Below are 20,434 nucleotides of genomic sequence, written 5' to 3'. Positions count from 1 at the left end.
TGGAGGCATTGATAAGTGTTACTGACTAGGCATATGCTCCACCAGCAAGTCGATAAAGCGGCGAACTTTTGGGGATAAATGCTTACGGCTGGGATAAACCGCATATATGTCGATTTGAGGTTGAATGTAATCTTCAAACAGTATGCTGAGCTGTTGCTTTTCAAGCGCTGCTGTTAAGTAAAATGAGGGTAAGCGGCAAATACCGTGATGATCGAGCACCATCGCCAGTTCCATATCGGCATTATTACAACCAATCACTTGCGCCACAGTTACCGTTTCTGAGCGACCATCAGCATGTTCAAACAGCCAGCGATCTGGCTGCTTTAAATTGCTATAGCAAATACATTGGTGCTCAGTTAACTCGCAGGGTACTTGCGGGGTTCCGTGTGTGGCAAGGTATTGCGGTGTTGCCACAACATGCGCATGAAATTGACCAATACGTTTACAGATTAAACTCGAATCAGTTAATTGCCCAGTGGCTCGAATCGCTAAATCATAGCCCTCTTGTACTAAGTCCACATGGCGATCGCTAAAATCAATGTCTAGCTTTACCTCGGGATACATGCGCATATACAAAGACAAAATGGGTTGTAAATATTGCAAGCCAAAGGTCACTGGGCAGCTAATCTTTAGAGTGCCGTTGGGGGTCATTAAGCTGCTATCGATCATATTAATTGCCGCTTGGGCATCGGCGACCATTTGCTGACATTGCTGATAAAACAGCTTGCCCTCGGCGGTTAAACTCAGCGAACGCGTGCTGCGATGCAATAATCGAGTATTAAGCCGCTGCTCTAATTTTGTGACAGTTTTACTGACATAAGAAGTGGAATGGCCGGTTTTTTCTGCCGCTAACGAAAAGCTCCCAAGCTCGATCACTTGGGTAAAAATCACCACACCATCAAATAGCTTTGTACCTTGATCCATCACGCTCGGCCATTGTTACTGCATTTGAGCCACTATAACGGCGTAATTCATTCCAATAAAGATTAAAATAGCTTAAAAAACCACTATTACGAGTCATTTGGAAACAATAAATATCCAACAACTAACTTAATCAATCCGCAAAAAAGCCGTACAGTAGCTTCATAAGTTAATAGCAAACACACTTTAGTCATCCATCGCTTTGGTTTTAGGTGTTTACAATATCAGCGATTTAAATAAGGCAATAACATGAAAATATTAGCATTTGCAGCAAGCAGCAGTCGTCATTCAATCAACAAAACATTGGCAAATTATGCCGCTAACTTAGCCGCTAACTTAGTCGATGGCGCGGAAGTAGAATTGTTAGATATTAACGATTATGAAATAGCATTATTTAGCGAAGATAGAGAAAAAGAGTTAGGCAAGCCTGCATTGGCACAAGCCTTTTTTGATAAAATCACCCAGGCAGATGCTTTAGTGATTTCATTTGCAGAGCATAATGGCTCTTACACTGCGGCCTACAAAAACCTGTTTGACTGGACATCACGTATTGATCAAAAACTGTTTCAAAATAAACCAACGGTCTTATTAGCCACTTCACCAGGCCCTGGCGGCGCTAACACGGTATTAACCGCCGCAACCACATCTGCGCCCTACTTTGCCGCTGATGTAAAAGGCACTTTGTCGGTACCCAGCTTTTATCAAAATTTTGATGTAGAAACAGGTACATTAACGAACCCAGAACTTGCCGAAAAACTCACTCAAGCCGTCAGCCAGCTCGCGAGTTAACTCTAATTCAAGATACTCGATAGCGCTGTATTATTGCCACAGCGTTATCTTGCTGATTTTTCTCATTGCTTTGAGTATCTAATTCAATTTCAGAATCAAGCACCCCACCATTGGCGATGATCATTTTTGCCGAGGCAAGATTGTGCTTATAACAATGAATATGCAGCTCATTGATGCCTTTACCCTTTGCCAATGCGATAGTTTGCGCCAGCAATTCAACCCCTAAGCCTTTACCTCGAAAACGCGGTCGAATACCGAGTCCAATATGGCCGCCACAATAACGAATATTATCATTGAGAGTTAAGCGTAAATTGGCGACACCTAAGAGCTCATCACCTTCCACTAACCAATAAGTTTCACAGGCCACATAACCTGCAGGTAAATTCTGCCCGCGGGCAAAGTCACTGATTTTTTCGAGCATTGCGCCAAAATCACTGTGGTCAAAATCAAGCGGAAACGGGTAGCGCTCTTCATCCCCTAGCTCGGTAATATAATCAATATAGCTTTGCTGGTAGTAGCCACTTGGCTTTACGAGTTGCAACAGGCTTCTCCTTGGATGATCTGACTGACACCAACAGCGCCTTATGGCTCTGTTGGTGTCGCCTTACTCGATTTTACTTACGACCCAGAATACGCAAAATTCTAAGGAACAAGTTAATGATATCCATATACAGGGCTGCAGCACTATCAATAGCATTATCTACTGTTTTCGGAATTTGATTGGCACGGCCCCAGTCATAGCCTATGTAGCCACAAAAAATCAGCACCACAATCCAATCTAATATGCCGTGATGAATACCAAACACGTATATTTCAATCAGCTCAACGACAATTACTAACAATAAAGCAATAGTTAGCGCACCAGCGATTTTGCTAAAAAACGCCGGAAATAACGTTCCTAGACACATCATGCCGATAGTCACTAGCCCTGTAATCCGAATGGCTTCTGATACTAATGCGGCATCATATTGGCTCACCACTAAATTAATAATGAAGCCAAATGGCACCACCACAAAGTTGTAGCCAGCAAAACTAACAATGGGTTTATCAGATGAGGAAAATAGATAAACACCCAAAAAGCATGACGCAAAATACCCGATAAAAAACACCCACGAATTAATATCTACAATTGCTTGCGGTGAAATATTTGTCACCATCCACCAATTAACGCCAAAGCCCCAGCAGAGTGTTAAGCCAATAACAAGATTATAAAAAGTGGGACTGATCAGGGTGTCGTCTGTATTGCGACGGTCAAAAACATTACTTTCCACAACAATATCCTTTCGTTGTTAATAGACGTTATTGAGCCATTAATGGCTCAATAACTGACAGCAGATTTACTTAATTAATCGCAAAGTATATGGCACGCGAAAGTTATCACCTTTTGATGTGGCAATCGCGCCCATAATGCAAAAGACCAAATGACAAACGCCCAATACCAAGGTAAATAACACCCCAATTAAAATGAAAGTAAGAATGAACGAAATGAAATAACCAATGGTGGCAGTAATTGACCAGTTCAGCGCCTCTTTAGACTGCTCTCTAAGGTATGCATCATCTTCTTTGACTAGATACAACACCAACGAGGGGATAAACCCAAAAAAGATGGTACCAATCCAGCACAACAGCGCCATATTTTTACTATCTTGTGAAATTTCATTTATCACTACGTCGGTATTTTCGCTCATTATTCATTCCTTTATAGACACCCAATGAACCCACTAAAACTGGGTGCAAGACTTTAGCGGTATTTAGTATTTAGTTCGTAGCAAATAGAAAAAGTAATAAACACTATCCAGCAGATCTGAAAGGATATGATTGATATCCATATCAGGGCTTAAAATAGTTGTCCTTTACTATCTATATTGATACTTAATGCCCAATAACAGCTTGATTAAAGCATCACAGTGGCACTCAAGGTTTAAAATATAACCACGATTGATATTAGCAAGTCAAATTAACCTTTTAAAACAGAACGATATAAACCATATTATCGCTTTATGAGTTAATAATTTCAGCCTAGGTCATCGATACTGGGTAATTGATACTGGGCATTTAATACTACTGGGCATTGGATAACAGCATCATAGTTTGGCTTTTTACTATAAAAAGCTGGCGAAAAAGATAAATATATTTCATTGATGCAAAAGGGAATACCGCCTAAAACGCTTGCTTTGCTCCTCCGCACAAAATAAACAAGATGTGATGTTAAAGTCTGCATAATTCAATTAATGTATCATCACTTATACCAAGTTATTTACCCCACTAAAAATAAAAAAGGTAAACAATAACAACGTGACCAATAATCAAATCAATAATAATAAAATCCACAATAATAACGTCGCAAAATCAGCGGCTTTAATGGGCACGCCAACAGCACAACTATCCGCATTACGGCTCATTTATTGGCTATTAAAAATAGGCTTGATCTTATTTACGACTCAGTTATTTGGCTTAACCGCCCCACCAATGGAACTCAACTTTATTCTTGCTGTTGAAGCTGTCTATGTCGCTATTGGCTTTCGCGTTCGTTACGCCATTAACCAAAACCAATTATTGTTTGCCACCTTATTGCTAGATACCCTATTTTGGATTATATGGCTGTATTGTACTGGTGGCTCAGCTAATGCCTTTATTTCATTGCTTTTATTGCCTATCGCCATCGCTGCTGTCATGTTGCCACAATGGGCCCCTTGGTGTTTGGCGCTTATTTCTACCGCCGCCTACAGTGCGATGATTTTTACTCAACCCGATCACAGCATGCACCATGGTATGGACATGAGTTCCCACTACTTAGGCATGTGGTTTAACTTTGTTATTTCAGCATTAGTACTCACCACCACGGTGGCGTTTATTGCTAAAAAAATTCGCCAAAAAAACGCCCAATTACATTACTTGCGCGAAGCGCAAATGCGCCAAGAAAAGCTATTGGCGCTGGGCACAGTATCAGCACAAATGGCTCACCAATTGGCTACGCCACTGGCCACTTTAAGGCTATTATTAGAAGAGCTTGGCGAAGATAATCAAGCGGGTCACTTACAGCTTGAAATGAATAAGGCGCTGAATCGCTGCGAGAAAAGCCTAACAGATTTAAGGCAGGCCACCGAGTCTATTCGATCGGAAAAAATGCACTCGCAAACCGTGAATAATTTAACCAGTAGCCTGCAAGAGCAAGTTAATTTACTCATGCCTGAAATTCAGCTGTCTTTAACCCTGGCTGACAACGCTGACCGAGTAGAAATTCTCACCGATATGAGTCTATTACCGGCATTATTGGCATTAATTGAAAATGCCGCCAGAGCCAGTCAGGAAAATATTCAAACCCAAAAAGTAGCGATAAAAATCACCTTAGATAAACAAGTTGGGCTAAGCATTGGCATTTACGATTTTGGTGAAGGTATGTCTGAAAGTTTGCTGGAAAAACTTGGCCATAAAATGATTGAAAGCCCCAAAGGCTTAGGGATTGCAGTGTTATTAAGCCATGCCAGTTTTGAGCGCTTAGGCGGCAAACTAACCCTACAACCCAACCCAGAGCAAGGCATGATTGCCACTGTAACCTTACCCATAGAAAAATAGGCTTATTAGGTATGAATAACTTACTCATTATTGAAGATGATAGCGCCTTAGCCGCCGTGCTCGCCAGCCGCTTAAGCCGTCATGGGTTTAACTGCGTGCAATGTAACAGTGCGGAGCAAAGCTTATTAAAAGCCCGCCAGCATGCACCGAGTCATATTTTATTAGACATGAAATTGGCCGATAAGAATGGTTTAGCGTTAATCACCCCGCTGCGCCAATACCTGCCTAACGCATTAATCGTATTACTAACGGGCTACGCCAGTATTGCCACTGCAGTTGAAGCCATCAGATTAGGTGCCGACAATTACTTAGCCAAACCCGTTGATACCCAAACCTTATTAAACGCCCTCAATGTTAGCCCCAATGAGCAAAATGAGCCGTTATTGTCTGAGCAGCCGATTTCGCCCAAGCTACTAGAGTGGGAGCATATTCAACAGGTTCTGACCGCCAATAATGGCAACATTTCTGCCACGGCAAGGCTATTGGGGATGCACAGAAGAACGCTGCAACGTAAATTACTGAAAAAGCCCATTACTGACACGCGATAAAGGCCCTAGTGGCTGCTATATACATTTTTCAGCCCCTAAAACTGTCACCATGGGATTTGACTTCAGTTTACTTAATTAATCGCAGGCTAAGGGCACGCGGAAACTGTCGCCTTTGGAGGTGGCTAAAGCGCCTATGGTACAAAAGACCAAATGACTGATAGCCAATACTAAAGTAAGCATGACTCCCATTAAGCTAAAGAAAAGCATAAACCCAATGCTATAACCAACGACACCAGTGAGAAACCAATTCAACGCCTCTTTTGATTGTGCTTGGATATAGTCATCATCTTGTTTCACAAACAACAATACCAGCGCCGGAATGAAGCCGAAAAACAAGGTGCCAACCCAACATAGTCGCGCCATATTTTTCGCATCTTGGGTAATTTCATTGATGACTAATTCCGTGTCTTGGCTCATGGATAATTCCTTTATACACATTCAATGAGCACTGTGAAGCTGGCTACATGATTGGTGTATGAGTTTAATGGTATTTAAAAAATTAAAAAAAGTGCATGAAAACAGCAATGAAGGTCTGACAGGATGTCATCGATATCCATACCTGGCTTAGAATAGTTATCCTTCACTATTTGTACTTTCACCTGTACCTGTATTTATAATTATTTTTGCGGCCTAATGACAGCTTGCGACAAAGTAGCTAATAAACTCTGTTTAAAATATAAGCAGCGCCACTGACAATAAGTCAAACTAGCAAATTTAACCCAACATAATAAAATAAACGCCCTAAATATAAGCGCTTAATTTATCTTTAAAGCTAATTGTCTCGCCAATTTTGCCCTCTGTTTTGCCTCGGATATAAACAAGATTACCATTAAACTTTTACCGCCAATTGCCGATATGTTTGTATGCGGCGGTCTTTTAACAATAAGGCAAATAACGCCAATCATTTAACACTGGGATTAGCGTCAATTTATTTTAAAGCTATTCCTTTTATATCAGTTACTTACCAAGACTAAGGCTTACGCCGAGGATTTCAAATGAAACAAATTAGTTTTCGCAAAGTCGATGCCGTACTAATTAAGCTGAGCCTAAATGGTAAATTTTGGGTTATTTGTACCCTAGTCACCTTTTTTACCGCAGCTATAGCACTGACAAATTACCTTAATAGCAATAGCCAAATAAGCCAGTCATCACAGCAATTTGCCCAAACAACCATTGATGCTTACGCAAACAGTGCCAAGGCTCAAAACTTATCAGACGATGCACTTGCTGACTTTGCCCGACAAATAAATGCGTCTGTGGGTTATATGAGCGCCGCCAAACGTAGCGGCGATAACATTACCGTCAGTGCTGCGGTTGGCAATCAAGCACTTGTAACCACTATTAATGTCACCCAAATTGAAATGGCAGCAAAATCAGCTACTAAAAACATAATGATGATAGCCTTATTGAGCTTATTGCCCTTATATCTGGTTTGCTATTGGATCTCGACCTCCCTTGGTGGCGGCCTGTGGGATATGTATATTGCCATTAAGCGCCTTGCAGACGGTGATTTAAGCCAGCGACTGAATTTTTTTGGTAGCGATGATTTCAGTGTTATTGCCCGTGAAATTGATCGCAGCGCCGATAATATGAGTGAAATGGTGTCAGCCATTGCAGTTAATGCTGAAACACTAGCTGGTGCTGCGGTTGAGTTTAATCAACAGGCGCAACAAAGTGAGCAGTTAACCCAGTACCAACATGATTTTTTAGATACGGTATCAGTTGCTATGGCGCAAATGACCGCAGCCATTGAGGAAGTATCCCACAATGCCTCGAATACCTCTGAGCAGACTCAGCTCAACTCAGCCCAAGCTAATAACAGCCAGGTGCAAATTACTGAAGCCGTTACCCGTATTAGCACCTTAACAGGCAGAATTTCAGAAGCCTCAAGCTCTGTCGCTGAGTTATCTACCGCCGCCGCTAATATCGGCGCTGTGGTCACCACCATTAACAGCATTTCAGAACAAACCAACCTGTTAGCCCTAAATGCTGCTATTGAAGCGGCTCGCGCCGGTGAGCAAGGTCGAGGCTTTGCCGTGGTTGCTGATGAAGTGCGCACCTTAGCCAGTCGCACCCAGCAAGCCACGGTTGAAATTCAAACCATGATTGAGGGACTGCAGCAAGACACTAATACTCTTTCGCACATCACCACCGATATTGTGGCGCAGGCAGATAAAGGCCGTAATGCCATTGAGTCTGTCGGTAACGATGTGGATCAAATGGTTGGCTCTATTAGCCATGTGTTTGATATGAGTAGCCAAATAGCAACCTCATCAGAGGAGCAAAGTGCGGCAGCGCGAGATATTGCTGGCCAGCTAAGGGATATTCGAGGCCAAGCAGAAACCATCAAGGATAGTGCCCAGCGCTCGGTCAGTATCGCCACTAACTTGAATGATTCTTCTAATGGCTTGGAAGGTATTTTAAAGCTGTATACTTTAGCTAAAAAATAACCTTTAAAGCTGAATAACAACGATATACACAGCTAGCCTAAAGCAAAATCCCCCCTTGCTTTAGGCTATTGATGTTAAGCGGTTTACCTTCTCAACTGCTTATTTTTCAAGCTGTTGTTTTTTTTAAAACTAAGCCAGGTTACTGATCCACACCGTTTGATAGGGTTCAAGTAACATCATAGCGTTAATGTCTGCAATCACCTCACCATCAATAAGATCAAACCAAGTCTCTGTTGCAATTAAATTCAGTTCAGCCAACGGCAGTTCCATCACTTGATCGGTAATATTACTGATACAGAAAATGCTTTGTCGTCTATCACGGCTTTGACGCCAAAAACCAAATAACTGTAACCCAAGATGCAAAGTAAACTGGGTCGCATTAGGGTTAAACGCCCGCTGCCGGGTACGCAGGCTAATCAGCTTAGTTAATGATGCCAGTACCTTGCTGTGGTGAGTATTATCATCTGCCAATAATCGACTTAACTCTTCATAATCCCAGCGGTGACGGTTAATCGCCCGGTTATGGGAAGTGTTTGCCAGCTTTTCATAATCGTTGCCAGTGCCTAATAAGCTATGGATATAAATGCCCGGTATGCCCTCAAGCCCCAACATAATCGCGTGAGCACAGCTAAAGCGTTCGAGGCCAAACTGATCTTTACCCTGCACAGTGCCTTGTAAGGCATCAATTAGAGCAATGTTCATCTCATAGGGCTTTTGCTGACCATCTTCAGAGGTACGGCTTGATATTTTACCGCCAAATAACACCATGGTTTCCACTAGGGTGTTAATTTCATCCTCATCCAATAAGCCTTCAGCAGGTCTTAACCCCACCCCATCATGGGAGGCGATAAAGTTAAAGTAAGTGGTGCCATCCTGTGCAGGCGGCATACTCATCTGCCAACGTTTAAGGTACAAACAACTGCCAGTGATCAAGGTATTAATCAGTAACGGCGGCAACGAAAAGTTATAGATACAATGGGCTTCGTTAGCGTTACCAAAATAGGTTAGGTTTTGGGTATTGGGAATATTGGTTTCGGTTATCACCACGGCATTATGTTGGGCATGCTCAATCAGGGTGCGTAGTAATCTAATCACTTCATGGGTTTGCACTAGGTTAATCGATTTAGTACCGACAATTTTCCATAAAAACGCCACTGCATCTAAGCGGAAAATATTCACGCCTGCATCAAGGTATTGCCTGATAATCCTCACAAACTCTAGTAGCACTTGCGGGTTTCTAAAGTCAAAATCCACTTGGTCATGACTAAAGGTGCACCACACATGCTGCAGGCCTTTAGCGGTATCTGTGGGTCTTAATAACGCTGATGTACGTGGCCGCACAACGGCAGATAAATCATCTTCAGGCTCTGCGGTAAAAAAATAATCATGGCCGACGCCTTCGCCTTTAATGAAGTTTTGAAACCAAGCACTACGGCTAGAGCAGTGATTGATCACTAAATCAGACATTAATCTGCGCTTGTTGGCAATCACTTCAATATCAGACCAATCACCTAAAGCATCATTGACACTTGAGTAATCAATCACTGCAAAGCCATCATCCGAACTATAGGGAAAAAATGGCAAGATATGCACCCCATTGATGCACTCAAGGTAGTTATCCATAAACTCTGCGAGAATGGATAACGGTTTTTGCCCTGCTTGAATAATGCTGTCGCCATAGGTGATCATGATGACATCTTGCTCTGACCAATGATTGGCATAGGGATGCGGCGCATCACTATCGACACTAATATTCATGGTGCTAATCAATTGCTCAGCAAGCTCATCCACTGAAACAGCTAAAGCGATATCTTGATAAATACAACCAAGCTGCTGAATTAGCTTTTGCTTAAGTGCATTAATGTCTGCCATTTTGACCTCTTCAAACCTGCGAGTTTGCCCTTGTCGCTGGTATCCTAAAATCTCACTCATGATTACATAAACTCTGCATTATCAGCCTCAACGGCGTCTTTGAGCTGCTCAAGAACATCAGGCATAGCGCTAATCACTCGGCTCCATGTGGGCATAAAAGGGGTTTCCATTGGGTTATCAAGAAAGCGCTGCCCAGCAGTCACTATGTTTTGGGCAAACATTTCTACGGCTTTTTCTTCAGTGTGGATATCGGTGGTGAGTCCGTTCATTAGCGCATCATTATGGTAAGTTTCAACATAATCGAGAGCGATACGATAGTAGGTGGCTTTTAGCGTTCTAAAGGCTTCGGTACTAAAGGTTTCCCCTTGGGTAGCCAATTTACGATAAAACGCCTTGGTGATATCAATCGACATTTTTGATAAACCCGCTTCAGCATTGTCTAACGATAAATCTTGATGCTTATGATCGTAATTATCAGCTATATCCACCTGACAAATACGGTTGTGGGCATAGTTACGGTGCATCTCACTCAGTACACCAATCTCTAAGCCCCAATCACTGGGAATACGTAAGTCATTTAATACATCGCGTCTAAATGAAAACTCACCCGCTAATGGATAACGAAAGCTGTCCATATATTCTAAATATTCATTATGACCCACCACTCTTTGTAAGGCTTTAATCAATGGCGTGACCAGTAACCGAGACACGCGGCCATTGATTTTGCCATTGGACATACGGGCATAAAAACCTTTACTGAACTCGTAATTAAACTGTGGATTGGCCACCGGATATAACAATCTTGCCAGCAGGGATTTTTCATAGGTGACAATATCGCAATCATGCAGTGCCACTGATTCCGTTTTGCCGGACGCCAAAATATAACCCATGCAGTACCAAACGTTACGGCCTTTACCGAGCTCTTTCGGCGCAAGGCCCAACTCACTTAATTTAGCATCAAGGGCTTGCAGTCTGGGGCCGTCATTCCAAAGTACTCTATGGTGTTGTGGCAGCTGATTAAAAAAACCCAGCGCCTGTTTATATTGCTCTTTATCGGCCCTATCAAGCCCAATCACAATTTCATTTAAGTAAGGCACGTCTTTTAATTTACTAATAATTGCAGGTAAGGCTTCACCCTCTAGCTCTGAATACAGCGAAGGTAAAATCAGCCCTAACGGCCGCGTTTTAGCAAATTTAAGTAAGTCCTGCTCCATCTCTTCATGGGTACGCTGGGTCAGATTATGTAGGGTAGTCACTATGCCATTTTGGTAAAAGTCAGCCATGTTATGCCTCCTCAAGCTTCAATGATGTTGAAGAATTTGGGTTTAAAAACAAAGCTTCTAGGCATTCTGCCCAGCCTTTAGGGCCGTATTGGCTACTTTGAATCGGTGTTGATGTGGTATCGATTTTTGGAAAAGTATGAGTGGGAGATTTAATTTGAATGGCAATATCAGCCGCCTCTAGCATGGCGCTGTCGTTACCACTGTCACCGAGGGCAATGGTTTGCACGCTGGTTTGATAAGCATTGGCATATTGCTGGGCTAACCAGTCCATGGCGCGGCCTTTATCTGTATGGCCGCCAACATGTAAGAAACGCCCGCCTTGGAGCATATTCGCGCCTAGGCTATTCATATGGGCCATAAAGGCTTGCTTTCGAGTGTCATCACCGGTCCACAATAACGGCTCAGAGTAATGCCTTACCAAGGCCAGTGTGGCTTTTTCTGGGGTTAAATCCGTTAGCTCACAAAGCTCTTCGGCTGTCAGAGATGAAAAACCAAGGTAATCTTCTGCAAATGCTTTGGCCTCGGTTTCCAGTAAGGTTAACCAATGGCTTCTTGGCTCACAAAATTCTTTTACCCAATAATACCCTTGGGTAAAGGTGTCTTGAGGCTGAGTGTCAAAGTAACCAATGGGAATGTAGATCACTGCGCCATTTTCTGAAATAAACGGTGAGTTAAAACCAATGGTTTGCTGAAACTTTTCCATTTCGGCAAACGTTTTACTGGTATTAGGGATAATAGGAATTTGCTTTTCATTTAATCCTTCAATTACCGCTATTGCGCTGGAGAAACTGTAATCAAAGTGATCAAGTAAAGTACCGTCCATGTCTGTAAATATTAGCGGTCTTGTGGTCATATTTATTCCCTTCCATTACCTAAACAATTATTCAACTGCCTAAAAATGTTTCAGGTTACATGCCAGCTTTTGGCGCTTTGCACTAAAATGGTTAGAAACTAAACATTAGACACTGAATTTATTGATTAAATAATTTATCCGAAGGGAAAGAACACATTAAAAAAAACACAGAAATGGATCATAAATGCAGGATTTTGAAACAAACTTTGCACCATTACAGTGCAAAGAGAGCGTTAAAGGTTAGCTAATTACACTTGCTAATAGGACTGCATTAGCCAAGCTGTTTTTGGTAAGGGTTATGCGCACTCAGCAGCAAGGTGCACTTTATTTTTACCTGCATATTTAGCTCGGTACAGTGCTTCATCTGCTATTTTTGCTAAATAAAATAATGACTTAGTGCTATCAATATTATTTACCACTCCCATGCTCACCGTTAAATCAAGACTAATATCGTCAAAGTGAAACGCTCGAGATGCTATGCCGTGACGCAAACGCTCTGATATCGCAAAGGCTTGATCCATATTAGTATTGGGTAACACTATCAAAAACTCTTCACCGCCGATCCTACCTATCAAGTCACTGTTTTTTAATAAGGCTTTTACTCTTTTTGACAGCGATTTTAGCGCAAGATCGCCCACATGATGCCCATAAGTGTCATTAATGGTTTTGAAGTTATCAATATCAAACAGGATCACTGCCAAAGGTTGCTGCTTTTTTGCCGCTTTTTCAACGAGGCTCTGACCTTGGGTAAAGGTTTGGCCACGATTATAAAGCCCGGTAAGAAAGTCAATTTCTGCACGAAATTTTAACGATCGCCGCGAGAGCAATAGGAAAATAATCAAGGTTAATAACACCACAGCAGAAACAAAAAGTAGCATCAGATTAAGCTGATAAATACGCTCTTTATCTTCAACTGCTACCAAGTTTAATTCATTAATAGCAAGCCTATTCGCCAGTAATTGATTTTCAAAATTGACCAATTGGTCATTATGACCAAGCGCAGAAATGATAACTTGGTTGCTAATGACGCTTTGGTGCGCCTCCCTTTCTAAATCAATGACATCAAGCAGCGTATTAACGGCCTCAATGGGCTTAGCCTCATCCATCGCAATTATGGCATCGGCCTGTAAAATCATGCTTTGCTGGTTTTGACTAAAGTGTTTATCTTGTTTGAATGCGCGCGCCATTTCAGCCGCTTTTACTGCATCACCAATTCTTAAATAAGCTAACGCCAGATATAAGTAATTGCTGGTTTTAAAATAACTTTCTTTGGAAGTGTGGTGTAATGCAACCGCTTTTTCTAAATGCTCAATAGCAAGGGGAAAATCATTCATTCTTAGCGCCACGCGGCCGCTATTTAGATGCGCGAAAAATAATAAATCTTTGTAATCTTTAGCTTCATTGGCCAAAGTGAACTGCACCGTCAGGCTTTTCTGAGCTTTATCCCAATCCCCTAGCTTTAATGCCTCGCTAAGCATATTGTGTTGCATATTGAACATGTCTTCTTTGTCATTAATACGCTGCCAAGTCAGGTAGGCTTTTTCAAAGTTTTCATACCCTTGTAGATGTAATCCCACACGCCGATAAAGATTACCTGTCGCATTATAAATCAAAGCTTTACGGTTTAAGTTTAGCGCACTACTTTTATCAACGACTGTCAGCGCTTCGCTTAATAAATCAATGCCCTGTTGAACCGTAGTAGGCTCTGTATAACAAAAAGCATTTTGAGTTAATGTCTTAGCGAGTAATTCTGAGTTGTTATGCTGACGAGCATAATGGAGCGCGAGTGTTCTATCTTCACAGTAAACCGCAGGATCGTTAGTTTGGAGATATTTAGCAAAGGAGCGCTCTAAGTAGCTATCAATTAAGATATCAGTCACCGCCAAAGAGCTAACCAGCGCGATACCTTTATCATAACTGGCTATAGCTAATTCCAACTGGCGAGTTTTTTCGTACTGCTGGCCATAAACAAAATAATACTTTGCTTGAGATTCAGCATCAAAGTTGCTGCCTGTAAGATCAAATTGGTCTAATAACGCAATCGATTCTGCAGCAGAAAGCCCTTTAATTGATTGTTCTAATTTGAGGAAAGCATCATTGGCAACAGCACTCAAGCTTGCTAAAAAAAGCATACTGCACAGCCATGGGATAAATCTTCTCATCTACAAACAATCCATTTTTCGTTAGCTAAATAGCACTTTTGTAGTATATCGACTTAGGCGTAATATGGAATGGCTTCGCAACAAAACTCACAACTACCTACAAATTGACACAAATAGACTGACAGAACTGATACACAAGTAACTTAAACCTGATAAGCCCTAAAAAAATGCACTAGGCATAACAGCAAGAGTTAACGATGAATAGAGTCTGGGTTTACTTAGCATTGGCTAATGCTTGAGATGAATTATCTGAGTTTGCGAGAATCGTTTTGTGAGGCCGATAACAGCCATCACAAATTATTTTTTGCCATAAAAATAGTCAAAAATAACGATTTTAATGCTGTAAATTGGCGTTATTTAACAGAGCTTGGTTCGCACGATGAAGAGTAGCTGTCGAGTTCAATTAACCCTTTGAGGATAATGCCGTGATAGCGGGCTTTAATCAGTTGATAATCCATATCTGCAGCAAAATAGTAGGTGACATCTTCATCGCCAGTTTGCTCCACGGGGATCAAGGTTACCTCCCCCCAAGGTGCAAGTGTAACCGTTTGCTTTTGCTGCACATAAAACTGGTAGGGCTCGATGCCATCAGAGGCTTGCCTTACTAAGGCGAATTGCTGCCGACCTTGTAATAAATGCTCCCGAATTTGAATCGCCAAGGTATCCACATCGCGCAAAGGGAGTTCTTTTGACACATAGGTATCCACATCGCCATCAATATCGACCCGCGACTGTCGCCCTGCGTCATCAAAAGTGACTTGCATATCCCGTGAGCGAAATCCTGACACTTGTTGATGAAACTCATCCGTTAACCATTCATTAGTTGCATCAGACCAAGACAGTTCTGCCCGCTGCTGATATTGGGTGCCAATGCCTAAAATACTGGCTTCACTGTTTGACGTTACTACCGCTGATTTGCCTTGCCAATGCTCAGTTCTGGTCATTTCGCCAGTGTGTATCCCATTAAGATAAATGCTGTAATGAGCATTACGGCTGCATTGCTGGTCTGTTTCATTAGCAAGAGATTCACTAGCAAGGGCATCTTTGACGATGGCTTCATTGGCCAATGCATCACTAGCAGCTGCCGCATACAGTATGGCGAGCATCACCAATGACATAGCCACTGACTTAGATGACAGCGCCAATGACATGGCCAATGAGTTAGCCAAAGTTCGCCATCTTGTGGTGCTTATATGCAATTCAGAAATTGTGTTATTCATGCTCGCCTGTTATTGATACGTCAAACAGTAAATTAAAAAACTTCATTCACATTAAGATAGAAGTTAGTTTCATTTTCACCCACACCCACATCAAAACGCAGATTAATATTGTCTTTTATATTGAAGCGAAAACCGGTGCCATAGGATGTCATTAACTCATCAGATAATTGGCTCACTTTAGGCGCAACGCTGCCCACCGCGCCCCAAAAAACCATGCCATAACGCTGAAAAATCGGTAATCGATACTCAACTTGGCCCATCATCATTTGCTCGTCACGGTAACGCCCTTTGATATAACCGCGCATGGCGTTAGAGCCACCTAGATCTGGCAGTAAATTCCAAGGTACATCGCCATCAGTAAAGTGCCCTTGCAGTTGCCAAGCGATTAATCCTGGCGCAGACATAGAGCTTAAATCAATGTAATTGGCTAACTCGACATTGTAAGTTGAAAATGACGATGATTGATCGTTTTGATACAGGCCGGCATCCACTTGAAACAACCAACCTTTAGTGGCATTTAAACGGTAATCCCGCGAGTCGTAAATACTGGTGACGACCACGCCTGAACTAAAATTATTCGGCAATGTTTCAGTCGCATCTACGGCCATTTCAGGCTCAACTAAGGCTAAGTTTTCAGCACTGGCATAAATAAAATCTGCGCCAACACCAATAAAATAGTTGCTGGCAACTTCGGTCATCCACCGTGGCTTAAAACTATAAAGCTGCTCTTCAAACTCATGGTGATTTGCATCGATATTACCTTGCTCGATACCTTGGCCATAATAAACCGCCGCTTCGTTATGCAATTCTAATTGCAGCAATAAACGTTGCTTTCCTTGATTGAAAAACGTCATGTTTTCCACTTCAACGCCGTAAGAATTATTCATCGATACAAATGAGTTCAGTACTAACGATGACGGCTGCTCCTCTGCCGCTGCGCCATCAGTTTTATATAACCCCACCATTAACAAACCTAAGCCAAACTTTTTCTCGGGGGTGTAATAAGCGGTGGGTAAATAGCTCATATCGATGGCTTTAGTGTCATCAAACTCACCATCGGCGCCAAAGACTGACAAAATATCATCAACCCATGTCGGCTGCATATCTTCTGGCGTTTCAAATAAAGGTTCTACTGCGACGCTTGCGTTAGAAAACGCCATAAATACTAGGAATAAAATCCGTTTCATAACAACTCTAATTAATGATGGGAATAGGGAGTTAATAAACACCTTGTATGCAGCCAATTGACTTGCCGAGTGCATTTTAACAGAGTTTGAGCAATAAAAAATGCCGCTATCGTTGCAATAATAGCGACATTTATTATCAATGATGGGTTTTATCTCAAACCCATTAACTCAGAGAGTTACTTACCCCAAGGGTTAGTTGGGTCTTGTGATGGCGCAGGTCTTTTGGCGCCCGACTTATCTGAGCTACGATTTTGCGCATAAGCATCTTGTTGTCTTGGCTTATCGCTACCATAACGAGGACGCTGATTTTTAGCCTTCATCGCTTCGTAATTCTCAGTCGCTTTAGCGCGCTGTTCATCTAACAACTCAACCGTTAACTCTTGTGGCTTACGTGGCACGATACCATCAGCAAACCCGCGAGCTCTTGGCTTTAGTTCAAACTGTTCAGCAGTACCTTTTGGCATTTGCTTAAAACGATAAAGATAGAAAGACTCAACTCGCTCTCTAGCCCATTCGGTTTTTTTAAGAAACTTGATACTCGCTTCCATACTTGGATTAAGGTTAAAGCACTCCAACCTCAGTGCCGCATAAAGTACTTTCCAATCATAAAAATCAACCAGCTCAGTCATCATGATGTCTAAACTCAGGCCGTGAAGTGGGTTATTCTGTTGCTTTTCAATCATGTGAGACTCTAATAAAGGATAGTATTTAAAGGGAATGAAGCGGGTTTTGAACTGCTGTGCACATTATAGCGTTTTTAACTGCCTATATTGAGATATTTTTAATATTCAAGTGCGACAAAACCCCGCGTACAGCAAAAGCATGCCATATATCATCTATTCAGTTAATGAGTAACACACTGTATAAAAGCAAATTTTAAAGTCTGTAAAATTAATGCTAATATCCTCAGCTTATTTTTCAACCTCTATTTTAAATATTACTCTCGAAGAGTTATCGGCTTTTACAACTTAAAATCGATGACCATGCTATGTAAAGTATGAGAGTGAGATGCATTTTTAGTTATCAAGGAAGATAATGTGAAGAAAATTTTTATTTTATGCGTTCTATTCGCCATATATCAAAATTGGCCATTATTTCCTAAGAAGTACGACCAAACTAACGAGGTGGTGTTATATGCCACTGACTGGTGTGGATATTGTGAAAAAGCGCGAGTATTCTTTGATAAAAATAATATTGCCTATACTGAATTTGATATTGAAAAGTCAGCTGAAGGTCGGCGTCGTTATGAAAATCTAGGTGGGGATAGCATTCCATTACTGGATATTAATGGCACCATTATCAGAGGTTATAATGAAAGAAAAATGGCTCAGCAACTATATGAGAAGCGATAATTTCAATCGTAAACCCCATACTTAATCTAAGTATGGGATTTGATAAAATAGCTGTGTTGGTATCGACTACTAACTAAAAAATCAAACTATAGCTAAAAAATGTGAAGCCCTACTTCATTGCCGCTTTCACATACACATCAAAGCGGTTTTTCTTAGTCGCAATAACCATACTCGGTTTTACTCCATCAAGATCTTCAGCGTAATCAGGGCGTTTTACTGCCACTCGCTTAGTGGCTAATGCCATTGCTGGCGCCAATAGGCCATCGGCATCAAGGTCTGCGCCCACTAATGTTTGGAATACGCGCATTTCTTTTTTAACCAAGGCTGACTTTTCGCGGTGAGGATACATGGGGTCTAAATACACCACATCAATTTCTGTCGCGGTCGTTTTAGCTGCATCAGCTAAGGCACTAAGGCTCGATCCATGAAATAAATTCATGCGCTCACGCATCCACTCACCAATTTCAGCGTCTTCATAAGCACGGCGCAGTCCATCTTCCAGTAATGCAGCCACTACAGGATGGCGCTCAACCATAATCACTTTGCAACCTAGGCTAGCCAACACAAAAGCATCGCGGCCTAAACCTGCGGTGCCATCAACCACTGTTGGGGTTACTCCTTGTTTAAGGCCTACCGCTTTGGCGATTGATTGGCCGCGGCCGCCACCAAATTTACGACGGTGAGCAACAGCACCTGAAACAAAATCGACACTTATACCATCTAATTTAGGTTCATCACGTTTGTGCAGGCTTAAGGTGTTGTGCTCAAAACGCAATTCAAACTGCGCCTCTTTGCTCCACTCAAAACCCCAACGCTCACTGATATCAACCAGTGACGGATATTGCTGATTAAAAAAAATCGGTATTTGCAAAAGTATTTCCAGATATTTAGTAGACTCAAGGCTATTATGCCAAAAGCCCGCCAGAGTGAATACCTATACCTGCTTAGACTTAGCCCCTATAATGTAGCTATCTTGCAGCTTAGACTGCTTATTAATTTTCGGACACTCTCATGTTAAGTTACCGCCACGGTTTTCATGCTGGCAATTATGCCGATGTACTTAAGCACACTATGTTGCTGCAAGTACTTAAATTGATGCACAAAAAAGATAAGCCTATGGCCTATATCGATAGCCATGCGGGTGCAGGCGGTTACTCACTAACAGATGAGTTTTCAAAGAAAACTGGCGAATATTTAGATGGCGTAGCTAAGCTTTGGGGTAAAGATGATTTACCAGAATCATTGCAGCTGTATATTGACGATGTAAAACACTTCAACCAAGGTGAGGAAGAACTGTCTTTTTACCCGGGTTCACCTGCTTTTGTTGATATGAACATGCGTGAAAAAGATCGCATGGTTTTACATGAGTTACACGGTACTGATTTTGCTTCACTTGATGAACAGTTTGCTGATGACAGACATGTTCGTGTCGTTAAAGGTGACGGCTTAAAAGGTTTGATAGCTGCAGTGCCTCCCCTTGAGCGCCGCGCGGTTGCCTTGATTGATCCAAGTTATGAAATGAAAACCGATTATCAAGATGTTGCCCATGCCATTATCAAAGCACACAAACGCTTTGCTACTGGTGTTTATATGCTGTGGTATCCGGTGGTTGATAGAGCTCAAACTGAGTCCATGTTAAAAATACTGGCTGATAGTGGTATAAAAAATCAGCTGCGGATTGAACAATCAATTACCCCTGACAACAATGTATTTGGTATGACTGCAGCAGGCTTATGGGTGATAAACCCACCATGGAAGCTAGATACTACCGCGAAAGAGACATTAGATTACCTAGAGCGCTGTCTTGGCCAAAGCGGTGGTAAAACCGTGGTTAAGTTAGAAGTGCCTGAATAATTTAAACTAACTGAGCTTAAGCCGCTCTTTTAATGGTTTAAGCTCAATAAAAAAGCCCATGTCATATTTGCATGGGCATTACTCAAGTTTATCAGCTTGTATAAGGTTTCAATTCGCATTCATCATCACTTGAACGAAAAATAGAACCAAAAATTGCAGAGATAACCCCCTCTTGAACATCCTTATTTTTACTCAAAGATGCTGTAGCCCCAGGCCTAGCTTCCCGCTCTTCACGTTCTTTAGCACTATCATGCGCTCCCTGAATAAAATCACAGGTTGCATTTTGTGCCGTCATTGATGAGCACCCGCTAATACCAACTAAAATAACCGATACTAAACTAGCTATGAATATCCTTTTCATATTTAT

The 20,434-nt window shown here is 41.8% G+C and carries 20 protein-coding genes; 6 read left to right on the top strand and 14 right to left on the bottom strand.

The genetic code is table 11. From position 1 onward, the window contains the following. Nucleotides 1-18: 18 nt before the first annotated feature. The gene (locus BCU91_RS04680; protein ID WP_102530984.1) at nucleotides 19-924 is read right to left on the bottom strand and encodes a LysR family transcriptional regulator; all 906 of its coding nucleotides are present in this window, start codon (nucleotides 922-924) and stop codon (nucleotides 19-21) included. A gap of 246 nt (nucleotides 925-1,170) precedes the next feature. On the opposite strand from BCU91_RS04680, the gene BCU91_RS04675 reads away from it, so the two are divergent. Next, entirely contained in the window at nucleotides 1,171-1,710 is a 540-nt protein-coding gene (locus BCU91_RS04675) for an NAD(P)H-dependent oxidoreductase (RefSeq protein ID WP_102530983.1), read from the top strand. A gap of 7 nt (nucleotides 1,711-1,717) precedes the next feature. On the opposite strand, the gene BCU91_RS04670 is transcribed toward BCU91_RS04675, so the two are convergent. The 3 genes from BCU91_RS04670 to BCU91_RS04660 form a co-directional block, all read right to left on the bottom strand. Beyond that, nucleotides 1,718-2,251 carry a GNAT family N-acetyltransferase gene (locus BCU91_RS04670; RefSeq protein ID WP_102530982.1) on the bottom strand — a complete coding sequence of 178 codons (534 nt, stop codon included), beginning with the start codon at nucleotides 2,249-2,251 and terminating at the stop codon, nucleotides 1,718-1,720. 73 nt (nucleotides 2,252-2,324) lie between these two features. Next, nucleotides 2,325-2,987 (bottom strand): Bax inhibitor-1 family protein, encoded by a 663-nt coding sequence (locus BCU91_RS04665; RefSeq protein ID WP_102520295.1) that lies wholly within the window; start codon nucleotides 2,985-2,987, stop codon nucleotides 2,325-2,327. 60 nt (nucleotides 2,988-3,047) lie between these two features. Then, complete coding sequence (locus tag BCU91_RS04660) at nucleotides 3,048-3,398, bottom strand: DUF4870 domain-containing protein (RefSeq protein ID WP_102439402.1); 351 nt, start codon at nucleotides 3,396-3,398, stop codon at nucleotides 3,048-3,050. A gap of 607 nt (nucleotides 3,399-4,005) precedes the next feature. Between BCU91_RS04660 and BCU91_RS04655 the strand changes: the two genes are divergently transcribed. Together BCU91_RS04655 and BCU91_RS04650 are read left to right on the top strand one after the other, a co-directional pair. Then, nucleotides 4,006-5,286, top strand: a complete 1,281-nt coding sequence (locus BCU91_RS04655) for an ATP-binding protein (RefSeq protein WP_347230777.1) — start codon at nucleotides 4,006-4,008, stop codon at nucleotides 5,284-5,286. A gap of 11 nt (nucleotides 5,287-5,297) precedes the next feature. Beyond that, nucleotides 5,298-5,834, top strand: coding sequence for a response regulator (locus tag BCU91_RS04650; protein ID WP_102439401.1), 537 nt, complete (start codon nucleotides 5,298-5,300; stop codon nucleotides 5,832-5,834). Between the two features lie 75 nt (nucleotides 5,835-5,909). Here the strand turns inward: BCU91_RS04650 and BCU91_RS04645 are convergent, their stop codons facing one another. Continuing rightward, nucleotides 5,910-6,251, bottom strand: coding sequence for a DUF4870 domain-containing protein (locus tag BCU91_RS04645; RefSeq protein ID WP_102530981.1), 342 nt, complete (start codon nucleotides 6,249-6,251; stop codon nucleotides 5,910-5,912). 578 nt (nucleotides 6,252-6,829) lie between these two features. Here BCU91_RS04645 and BCU91_RS04640 point away from each other — a divergent pair. After that, complete coding sequence (locus tag BCU91_RS04640; protein WP_102530980.1) at nucleotides 6,830-8,284, top strand: methyl-accepting chemotaxis protein; 1,455 nt, start codon at nucleotides 6,830-6,832, stop codon at nucleotides 8,282-8,284. A 129-nt stretch (nucleotides 8,285-8,413) separates the two neighbouring features. On the opposite strand, the gene BCU91_RS04635 is transcribed toward BCU91_RS04640, so the two are convergent. The 7 genes from BCU91_RS04635 to BCU91_RS04605 form a co-directional block, all read right to left on the bottom strand. Next, nucleotides 8,414-10,156 (bottom strand): sugar phosphorylase, encoded by a 1,743-nt coding sequence (locus BCU91_RS04635; RefSeq protein WP_102530992.1) that lies wholly within the window; start codon nucleotides 10,154-10,156, stop codon nucleotides 8,414-8,416. 62 nt (nucleotides 10,157-10,218) lie between these two features. Further along, complete coding sequence (locus tag BCU91_RS04630; RefSeq protein ID WP_102530979.1) at nucleotides 10,219-11,439, bottom strand: glycosyl transferase; 1,221 nt, start codon at nucleotides 11,437-11,439, stop codon at nucleotides 10,219-10,221. 1 nt (nucleotide 11,440) lies between these two features. Further along, a complete protein-coding gene (locus tag BCU91_RS04625; protein ID WP_102530978.1) occupies nucleotides 11,441-12,292 on the bottom strand; it encodes an HAD-IIB family hydrolase in 852 nt (283 codons plus the stop codon). Nucleotides 12,293-12,588: 296 nt separating this feature from the next. Continuing rightward, the gene (locus tag BCU91_RS04620) at nucleotides 12,589-14,424 is read right to left on the bottom strand and encodes a GGDEF domain-containing protein (RefSeq protein ID WP_102530977.1); all 1,836 of its coding nucleotides are present in this window, start codon (nucleotides 14,422-14,424) and stop codon (nucleotides 12,589-12,591) included. A gap of 383 nt (nucleotides 14,425-14,807) precedes the next feature. Next, the gene (locus tag BCU91_RS04615) at nucleotides 14,808-15,674 is read right to left on the bottom strand and encodes a hypothetical protein (RefSeq protein ID WP_347230776.1); all 867 of its coding nucleotides are present in this window, start codon (nucleotides 15,672-15,674) and stop codon (nucleotides 14,808-14,810) included. Nucleotides 15,675-15,706: 32 nt separating this feature from the next. Next, entirely contained in the window at nucleotides 15,707-16,861 is a 1,155-nt protein-coding gene (locus BCU91_RS04610; protein WP_102520291.1) for a BamA/TamA family outer membrane protein, read from the bottom strand. A gap of 176 nt (nucleotides 16,862-17,037) precedes the next feature. After that, on the bottom strand, nucleotides 17,038-17,544 hold the full coding sequence (locus BCU91_RS04605; protein WP_102439395.1) for a VF530 family DNA-binding protein: 507 nt from the start codon (nucleotides 17,542-17,544) through the stop codon (nucleotides 17,038-17,040). Nucleotides 17,545-17,898: 354 nt separating this feature from the next. Here BCU91_RS04605 and BCU91_RS04600 point away from each other — a divergent pair, with 354 nt between their 5' ends. Continuing rightward, nucleotides 17,899-18,213, top strand: coding sequence for a glutaredoxin family protein (locus BCU91_RS04600; protein ID WP_198590430.1), 315 nt, complete (start codon nucleotides 17,899-17,901; stop codon nucleotides 18,211-18,213). A gap of 109 nt (nucleotides 18,214-18,322) precedes the next feature. Here the strand turns inward: BCU91_RS04600 and BCU91_RS04595 are convergent, their stop codons facing one another. Further along, nucleotides 18,323-19,090: a class I SAM-dependent methyltransferase gene (locus tag BCU91_RS04595; protein WP_198590432.1), complete on the bottom strand. Its 768-nt coding sequence runs from the start codon at nucleotides 19,088-19,090 to the stop codon at nucleotides 18,323-18,325. A 134-nt stretch (nucleotides 19,091-19,224) separates the two neighbouring features. Between BCU91_RS04595 and rlmJ the strand changes: the two genes are divergently transcribed. After that, nucleotides 19,225-20,067 carry a 23S rRNA (adenine(2030)-N(6))-methyltransferase RlmJ gene (gene rlmJ, locus BCU91_RS04590; protein ID WP_102530974.1) on the top strand — a complete coding sequence of 281 codons (843 nt, stop codon included), beginning with the start codon at nucleotides 19,225-19,227 and terminating at the stop codon, nucleotides 20,065-20,067. Between the two features lie 91 nt (nucleotides 20,068-20,158). Here the strand turns inward: rlmJ and BCU91_RS04585 are convergent, their stop codons facing one another. Next, nucleotides 20,159-20,428, bottom strand: a complete 270-nt coding sequence (locus tag BCU91_RS04585; RefSeq protein WP_102439388.1) for a hypothetical protein — start codon at nucleotides 20,426-20,428, stop codon at nucleotides 20,159-20,161. Between the last annotated feature and the right edge of the window lie 6 nt (nucleotides 20,429-20,434).

It is taken from the genome of Shewanella sp. 10N.286.52.B9 (assembly GCF_002873635.1).
Taxonomy (GTDB): domain Bacteria; phylum Pseudomonadota; class Gammaproteobacteria; order Enterobacterales; family Shewanellaceae; genus Shewanella.
Note: the sequence above shows the minus strand (reverse complement) of the source record. Positions and strands in the feature narration are given on the sequence as shown.